Source organism: Sphingobium lactosutens, from assembly GCF_013393185.1.
GTDB classification, from domain to species: Bacteria; Pseudomonadota; Alphaproteobacteria; order Sphingomonadales; family Sphingomonadaceae; genus Sphingobium; species Sphingobium lactosutens_A.
Map to the genome: position 1 here is coordinate 59,953 of NZ_QJQX01000023.1, position 6,249 is coordinate 66,201.

Sequence of the window (6,249 nt, forward strand, 5' to 3'; positions counted from 1 at the left end):
GCGCGCCCGGCCATCCGACAAGATCATAGAGGCACCACATTGAATTCGAACTTCACAATGTCGACGGCGATTCCGGATGCGATATGCGCCACCCCGTCTATCCCGGCGATATGTTGGAACAGGAATGTCTGCACTTCGGAAAAATCACGGAGCGCCACCAGCAGTTCAATATCATGATCGCCATTCATCACATTGACACTGAGTATTTCAGGCAGTTTCGCCAGATCACGCCCGACATCGCGAACATTGCGTCCCCGCACCTGAACGCCCAGGGCGATGATGACATTATAGCCATGGGCAGCGAAATCCGTGACCGCGACGACGCGCATCACCCGCGCATCCTCCATCTTCTGCAGGCGTGCGGACACCGTCGCTGCCGTCACCGACAGCCGCTCGGCAATTTCCTGATTGGTCGCGCGGCCATTGCCGCGAAGAATGTCGATGATGCTGGTGTCCAAACTGTCCAGCGTAGGGGACGCCATCGTCCGTCCGCTCCTGATCTGCATGCAACTGCCCTTCCCCCAAGCCGCCTCGCCCTCCCGAACGGAGCGGACAGCGCATGCCCCTGACGCGCACATCGCCGGCATGACCGGCGCAGCCACGCAACTTTATGTGCGCAGAGAAATGCACATTAGTCAAATATTTTACAATATTTACACGTTAAAAAGCACGATATGCGTTTACCAAGCCAATTATTTTACGCATTTGCCGAAATTTGGGTAGCAACAGCGAAGAGGCTGAACTACCGCCCCTCTTCCATCAGGCCGGCAGCGCCGGTTCTGCCACGGGATTCAGAACATAATCGTTCCAGACAGGCGCGGTCATCGCCTCCGCAAAGGCTTCGTAGCTCCATGGCCAGCTTGCCGGAACGCCGGTCGCATCCAGATACCAGCTGGAGCAGCCCGAACCGAAAATGGTGGTACGCGCCGCCGCCACGCGCCGCGCCTCATAAGCCTCATGCGCGGCGATGCTCGGTTCCACCGTCCGCGACCGACCATCCCACAGGGGCTGCAACAGTTGCGCAACATAATCCCATTGCCGTTCGGCGATGTCGATCAGCGAGAAGTTGCCGACCGGCCCGGTCGGGCCATTCAGCATGAAGAAATTGGGGAAGCGCGGGATCGTCACCGCATAATAAGCGGTGGGCCGCGGCGACCAGACATCGTCCAGCGACACCCCGGCCCGGCCCAATACCTCGGTCGGCCGGATGAAGCGGTCGGCCTGAAAGCCCGTCGCGAGCACCAACGTGTCGAGCGGCTGCAACCGCCCGTCCTTCAGCCGCACGCCGCTCGGCTCCATATGCGATATGCCTTCGCGCTCCACCACGACATTGGGTTCCTGCACGGCATCATAATAGCGCCACGAATAGATGAGGCGCTTGCACGCCGCACGATAATCGGGCCGTAACTTCTCCTTCAGTTCCGGATCACGCACGGAATTTTCCAGATTGTCGAGACACAGCGCCTCGATCATCGCGATATCCGGGCCGTCGACTTCCGTGATTGCACGAGTGAAGCGATGGATATTGCTCCAATATTCCTCGTCGTACCGGATCGCGTCGATCAACGCCGGATCGCGACGAAACGCCTCCCGCTCCTCTTCGCTATAGCGGAAATAGGGAACGGGCATGATCCATTGCGGCGATCGCTGGAAATGCACCAGCGTCTCGGCGCGATCTTGCAGCGCCGTGATGATCTGAACGCCGGTCGATCCGTTACCGACCACCCCCACCCGGGCGCCATCGATAGACGCATCATCCTGCCAGCGGGCGCTGTGGAAGACGTGGCCCGCAAAACTGTCCAACCCAGCGATGTCGGGCATCCTGGGGTGATGCAGCACGCCAGAGGCCGCGATGACGATGTCCGCCTCCACCATTTCGCCGGTGGAAAGGCCAAGCGCCCAGCATGCGTCCGCCTCACGCCAGATACAGGACACGACTTCCCGGTCGAACTGGATGTCGGGCATGATCCCATGCTTGGCGGCGGTCAGTTCGAAATAGGTCCGGACCTCCTCGCCCCTGGCATAATAGGCTTCCCATTCGGCATAGGGCTCGAAACTGTAGGTATAGGCGTGGGCGGGCACGTCACAGGTCAGCCCGGGATAGCGATTGTCGCGCCATGTGCCGCCCAGCCGATCCGACTTTTCATATATGACGAACGTCTTTCCCGCCTCCTTGAGCTTGATGCCGGCGAGGATGCCGGCCATGCCGGCACCGATGACGACATGGCGAAGGGGCTGACGGTCGATTGGGGTGGACAAGTTACTCTCCTGCCGATGGGTATGAGTCGTACCTACGACTCCCCGTTTCCGGCGCATCGTCCAATTGGATTAACCACCGGCCGTACCTCATCATCGTCAGGACAGGATTGGTCCGATGCCGAATCGAATGGTTGCCCCCGCGCGCCGGCGTGCGTGAGGGTGCGGACAATGCCCTGCCTCCCCCCTGCCCGCCACCGGCGACGAGCGCGGTGCGCCCTTCGAGCAATTTGCCCGTCAGCCGCTCCTCCTTTTGTTGGCGCAGGCGGGTTCAGGCATCCAGCGCCGGATAGTCGGTATAGCCCCTGCGGTCGTCACCGGCGCCCGTGTAGAAATGGGCGCGCTCTCCTTTCGCCAGCGCCGCGCCGCGGCGAAAGCGGTCGGCGAGATCGGGATTGGCGATGAACAGATAGCCGAAGGATACGGCCTGCGCCTTCCCTTCGGCCAGCACGCCACGCGCCTTTTCCAGCGTCAGCCCATTATTTTCGATGATCGCGCCGCGCCAATTTTCCCGCACCAGATCCAGCGCATCCTGCCCGACGAGCGGAATATGGATCAGATGGCAGTAAGCGAGACCCAGACCGTCCACCGCGCGGAGCAATGCGGCATGGGTTTCGTGCGGATTCGCATCGTCCATGCCATTGAAGCTGACGCCGGGGCAGATGCGAAAACCCACGCGTCCTGGCCCGATAGCAGCCGCCAACGCTTCCAGCAGTTCGACGACGAAACGGATGCGATTGACCACCGACCCGCCATAGCGGTCGGTGCGCCGGTTGCTGTTGGAGGAGAGAAACTGCATCGGCAGATAACCGCTGGCACAATGGAGTTCGATCCCGTCCATCCCCGCCGCCATCGCGTTGCGCGCGGCCGCCACATATTCGACAACGACCTGGACAATCTCCTCGGTTGCCAGGGCACGCGGCAGAACGGTGTCGACCGGCACCCCGTCCGGCCCCGCGATCCTGTCCGGGCATGCAATGGCCGAAGGCGCGACCGTCTCCGCGTCGGCATCCTTGTTAGCCTGCACGGCGGCGCGGCCGACATGCATGATCTGCATCACGATCCGGCCGCCTGCATCATGCACCGCCCCGGCGACCCTGCGCCAGCCCGCCACCTGTGCATCGCTGTAAATGCCCGGCGTGCGCCAATAGCCCTTGCCGGCCGGAGATGGCTGCGTACCTTCGGTCACGATCAGGCCCGCGCCGGCGCGCTGGCGATAATAGTCGACCATGACGTCGTTCGGGACATCCCCCGGCCCGGCCCGATCGCGGGTCATCGGCGCCATGACGATGCGGTTGGACAAGTCGATGTCGCCCAGTTTGACCGGCGAGAATATGTCGGCCATGGTGATCAGCTTCGCACGCGCGGGCGCGGCAAGGGCGCGGCGCGGCGCATCGTCTCGATGAACTTCTCCAGCGGCGCGGGCGGCTCCACCGGCCCGTCATGCGGCTGGCCCTGCCGGTCCCAATAGCTTTTCCAGCTTGGGAACAGATCGTGGAAGCTGCCATGATAAGGCGGCACGCCCGGCCAGCGCATCTTGCGATCGCCGACCGGCGGCTTGTTGAGATCGGTCGCATACCAGTAAAGCGGCAGGCGGCGGCGGAAATACCAGCGGCCGTCGATGCGCTCATATTGGTCGAAATACATCATCTGCATGATGACCCATTCGGCGCCGCTTTCATGCTCATTCTTGGAATAGACGATGCCTTGCGCATGGTCGGGATCGTCGAAATCGATGATATGGCCGCCGATATGGTGCGACGTGCCGTCGAACTGCATCGAGTGGGTTTCATCGAACCAGTCGCGCAGCGCCTTGCGTCCGGTCTTGCCCCCGCCGACGCGAACATCCTCGGGAAACAGGTTCACCCAGGCATTGGAATCACGCATGTCGAGCGCCAGCGCATATTTGGCCGGCAGCTGACGGATCGCGTCCAGCGATTCCAGCCGGTCGATCCGCGCCAGCAGGCTTTCCGTATCGCCCATCCTCTCAGTCCCTCATGATTGCTCCTGCTCTTTCTCCTATCGCGACCTTCGGGGAAATGCCGGATTAGCTCAAAGGCCATGACATGATGGCTCATTCGATGTCCGCCATCGCTATCGGGGGCGGACAGGCCGCCCCCTCTCACACGTCAGACGCCGAAACCGCCGGCGACCGAAATCGTCTGCCCGGTCACATAATTGGCGTCGTCGGACGCCAGGAACACGGCCGCCTTGCCGATATCCTCCGCCTTGCCCCAGCGCTTGATCGGCAGCAGCTTCTTGACCTCGCGCTCCCAATTTTCGTCAAAATAGCCTTCCGCCTGACCCACCTTGAACTGGCCCGCGTCGATCACGCCGACAAGGACCGAGTTGGCGCGGATCTCGTGCACGCCCTCTTCCTTGGCGATGCCCTTGACGAGGGATTCGTTGCATGCCTTGGGCGCGACCGACAGGCCATCGAGATGCGGCCACCAGTCACTTTCAATTACCCACAAGTGGTCCGACGCCAGATTCCACTGATCGCAGCGGTATTGCGGCGATGGAATCGGCTATGATTCCTGTTCGCGCACAGGATCGCATTGGCGAGGTGCACGATTGTGGACGAGGGCTCAGAATCTCAGGATTGGATCGATGATGAATTTGCTGCGTCGCGTTTTAGCGATGTGCGTCTTGGGCGTCGGCTGCGCCAGTTGGTGACGCAGATGGCCGGTGCGGTGGGCGGCCCAATCCCACTTGCCTGTCAGGACTGGGCCAACACCAAAGCCGCCTATCGCTTTCTTTCCAACTCAGATGTTAGCGAAGGTAAAATTCTGCAGGGCCATTTCCAATCCACGGCATTGCGTGTTGCAGCCGTTGAGGGACCGATCCTGGTTCTGCAAGATACCACCGAATTTTCATATGAACGCAAAAAGCCGGAACAGGTTGGGGCCATCGGCTATGCCCCAAGCAAGCGCGAGACTGTCGGGATTGTCAGGCGTCACACCATTTGCGGGCTGTTGATGCATAGCAGCCTGGTGGTGACGACCGAGGGACTGCCGCTCGGGTTGGCGGCGATCAAATTCTGGTCGCGCAGTAAATTCAAAGGCTCCTCTGCGCTTAAGCGTCATATAAATCCGACGAGGGTACCGATCGAGGCCAAGGAGAGCATCCGCTGGCTGGAGAATATGCGCTCCTCCACGGCTCTGCTGGGCGAAGGCCAGCGCCTGATCCACATCGGAGATCGCGAAAACGACATTTATGAGTTCTTCTGTGCTGCGCGCGAAGCCGGAACCCATTTCCTGGTACGGACATGCGTTGATCGCCTGGCGGGCGATGGCAAACACACCATTGCTGCTGAAATGGCGGACTCACCCATTGCAGGTCGCCACATGATTGAAATTGCCGATGGCGTGACCGCCAGCCTGGCACTGAAATATAAGCAGATCCGGGTCTTACCGCCGATCGGAAAGCAGAAGCGCTATCCCGCTCTCGATCTTACCATCGTCCACGCTCAGGAACAGGATGTCCCGGAGAACCGCTCTCCCATCGACTGGAAGCTGATCACTGACCTGCCCATCACGTCGCTGGAAGGGGCGGTCGAAAAGCTTCAATGGTATGCCTTGCGTTGGAAGATAGAGGTTTTTCACAAGATCCTTAAATCTGGATGCCGCGCAGAAGATGCCAAATTGCGTACCGCAGAGCGGCTTGTGAACCTGCTCGCGATTTACTGTGTTCTGAGCTGGCGGATGTTCTGGATGACCATGATCAACCGCACCGCGCCCACAGCCTCGCCAGATATCGCGCTGACCAAAGATGAAATCGACCTCATCGACCGCATTGTGATACAGCGGACGGGCCAACCACCGCCACGAGAATTATCAAGTTACCTAACACAGATCGCCAGACTTGGCGGCTATCTCGCTCGCCAGCGCGACCCTCCTCCAGGAAATACTGTCATATGGCGCGGCTGGTCCCGTCTTATGGACATGAAACTTGGAATTGATCTCGCTGGGCGCACTTATGGGTAATTGAAAG

6 protein-coding genes are annotated in these 6,249 nt (G+C 60.5%); 1 reads left to right on the forward strand and 5 read right to left on the reverse strand.

The features are described from left to right. Positions 1-23 precede the first annotated feature (23 nt). The 5 genes from DM806_RS02915 to DM806_RS02935 form a co-directional block, all read right to left on the reverse strand. Complete coding sequence (locus tag DM806_RS02915; protein WP_179041760.1) at positions 24-482, reverse strand: Lrp/AsnC family transcriptional regulator; 459 nt, start codon at positions 480-482, stop codon at positions 24-26. A 277-nt stretch (positions 483-759) separates the two neighbouring features. Beyond that, complete coding sequence (locus DM806_RS02920) at positions 760-2,259, reverse strand: flavin-containing monooxygenase (RefSeq protein WP_256869074.1); 1,500 nt, start codon at positions 2,257-2,259, stop codon at positions 760-762. A 268-nt stretch (positions 2,260-2,527) separates the two neighbouring features. After that, positions 2,528-3,601: an alkene reductase gene (locus tag DM806_RS02925; RefSeq protein ID WP_179041762.1), complete on the reverse strand. Its 1,074-nt coding sequence runs from the start codon at positions 3,599-3,601 to the stop codon at positions 2,528-2,530. Positions 3,602-3,606: 5 nt separating this feature from the next. Next, on the reverse strand, positions 3,607-4,239 hold the full coding sequence (locus tag DM806_RS02930; protein WP_179041763.1) for a nuclear transport factor 2 family protein: 633 nt from the start codon (positions 4,237-4,239) through the stop codon (positions 3,607-3,609). Positions 4,240-4,385: 146 nt separating this feature from the next. Beyond that, positions 4,386-4,730, reverse strand: a complete 345-nt coding sequence (locus DM806_RS02935; protein WP_306294736.1) for an SDR family NAD(P)-dependent oxidoreductase — start codon at positions 4,728-4,730, stop codon at positions 4,386-4,388. A gap of 102 nt (positions 4,731-4,832) precedes the next feature. Between DM806_RS02935 and DM806_RS02940 the strand changes: the two genes are divergently transcribed. Then, entirely contained in the window at positions 4,833-6,242 is a 1,410-nt protein-coding gene (locus DM806_RS02940) for an IS4 family transposase (protein WP_179041764.1), read from the forward strand. Positions 6,243-6,249 lie beyond the last annotated feature (7 nt).

Bases quoted from the DNA above. Each gene is read 5' to 3' on its own strand.
- DM806_RS02915 (WP_179041760.1), bottom strand. From the start codon at position 482: ATGGCGTCCCCTACGCTGGACAGTTTGGACACCAGCATCATCGACATT.
- DM806_RS02925 (WP_179041762.1), bottom strand. From the start codon at position 3,601: ATGGCCGACATATTCTCGCCGGTCAAACTGGGCGACATCGACTTGTCC.
- DM806_RS02930 (WP_179041763.1), bottom strand. From the start codon at position 4,239: ATGGGCGATACGGAAAGCCTGCTGGCGCGGATCGACCGGCTGGAATCG.